1 pseudogene is annotated in these 2,096 nt (G+C 48.0%); it reads left to right on the top strand.

The window, feature by feature from the left end:
• Positions 1 to 2,096 (top strand): annotated as a pseudogene (locus D3P07_RS27260) (hypothetical protein); the annotation flags it as partial.

Genomic DNA, 2,096 nt, shown 5'->3' with positions numbered 1-2,096 from the left:
CTGGTCGTAACGGATGCAGTAGGGAATGAAACGACGGTAAACTTCACGATCGACACGACTCCGCCTACCGTGTCAGGGGTAACCGAAGGTGAGGTATATCAGAAAGCAACTCCTGTATTCACCGAAGGAACAGCGAAGTTGAATACGGTAGCATTTACTAGCGGCACTGAAATAGTTACTGAAGGTGCATACACGCTGGTCGTAACGGATGCAGCAGGGAATGAAACGACGGTAAACTTCGCGATCGACATGACTCCGCCTACCATTACTGGAGTATCTGAGGGCGGAGTGTACAAGAGTGCAACTCCTGTATTCACCGAAGGGACAGCGAAGTTGAATACGGTAGCATTTACTAGCGGCACTGAAATAGTTACTGAGGGTGCATACACGCTGGTCGTAACGGATGCAGCAGGGAATGAAGCGACGGTAAACTTCACGATCGACACAACTCCGCCTACCATTACTGGAGTATCTGAGGGCGGAGTGTACAAGAGTGCAACTCCTGTATTCACTGAAGGGACAGCGAAGTTGAATACGGTAGCATTTACTAGCGGCACTGAAATAGTTACTGAAGGTGCATACACGCTAGTCGTAACGGATGCAGTAGGTAATGAAGCGACGGTAAACTTCGCGATCGACATGACTCCGCCTACCATTACTGGAGTATCTGAGGGCGGAGTGTACAAGAGTGCAACTCCTGTATTCACCGAAGGGACAGCGAAGTTGAATACAGTAGCATTTACTAGCGGCACTGTAATTGGAACTGAAGGTCCATACACGCTGGTCGTAACGGATGCAGCAGGGAATGAAGCGACGGTAAACTTCACGATTGATACGACCCCGCCTACCGTTTCAAGGGTAACCGAAGGAGAGGTATATCAGAAAGCAACTCCTGTTTTCACCGAAGGAACAGCGAAGTTGAATACTATAGCATTTACTAGCGGCACTGAAATAGTTACTGAAGGTGCATACACGCTAGTCGTAACGGATGCAGCAGGGAATGAAACGACGATAAGATTCACGATCGATACGACACCGCCTACCGTTACTGGAGTATCTGAGGACGGAGTGTATAAAAGTGCAACTCCCGTATTCACCGAAGGAACAGCGAAGTTGAATACGGTAGCATTTACTAGCGGTACTGTAATTGGAACTGAAGGTGCATACACGCTGGTCGTAACGGATGCAGTAGGGAATGAAACGACGGTAAACTTCACGATCGACACGACCCCACCTACCGTTACTGGAGTATCTGAGGGCGGAGTGTATAAGAGTGCAACTCCTGTATTCACCGAAGGAACAGCGAAGTTGAATACTATAGCATTTACTAGCGGCACTGAAATAGTTACTGAAGGTGCATACTCGCTAGTCGTAACGGATGCAGTAGGGAATGAAACGACGGTAAACTTCACGATCGATACGACCCCACCTACCGTTTCAGGGGTAACCGAAGGAGAGGTATATCAGAAAGCAACTCCTGTATTTACCGAAGGAACAGCGAAGTTGAATACTATAGCATTTACTAGCGGTACCGAAATTGTAACTGAAGGTGCATACACGCTGGTCGTAACGGATGCAGTAGGGAATGAAGCGACGATAAGATTCACGATCGATACGACTCCGTCTACCGTGTCAGGGGTAACCGAAGGTGAGGTATATCAGAAAGCAACTCCTGTATTCATCGAAGGAACAGCGAAGTTGAATACGGTAGCATTTACTAGCGGCACTGAAATAGTTACTGAAGGTGCATACACGCTGGTCGTAACGGATGCAGTAGGGAATGAAGCGACGATAAGATTCACGATCGATACGACCCCACCTACCGTTACTGGAGTATCTGAGGGCGGAGTGTATAAGAGTGCAACTCCTGTATTCACCGAAGGAACAGCGAAGTTGAATACTATAGCATTTACTAGCGGCACTGAAATAGTTACTGAAGGTGCATACACGCTGGTCGTAACGGATGCAGTAGGGAATGAAACGACGGTAAACTTCACGATCGACACGACTCCGCCTACCGTGTCAGGGGTAACCGAAGGTGAGGTATATCAGAAAGCAACTCCTGTATTCACCGAAGGAACAGCGAAGTTGAATAC

It is taken from the genome of Paenibacillus sp. 1011MAR3C5, from assembly GCF_003591485.1.
GTDB lineage: Bacteria > Bacillota > Bacilli > Paenibacillales > Paenibacillaceae > Pristimantibacillus.
Note: the sequence above shows the minus strand (reverse complement) of the source record. Positions and strands in the feature narration are given on the sequence as shown.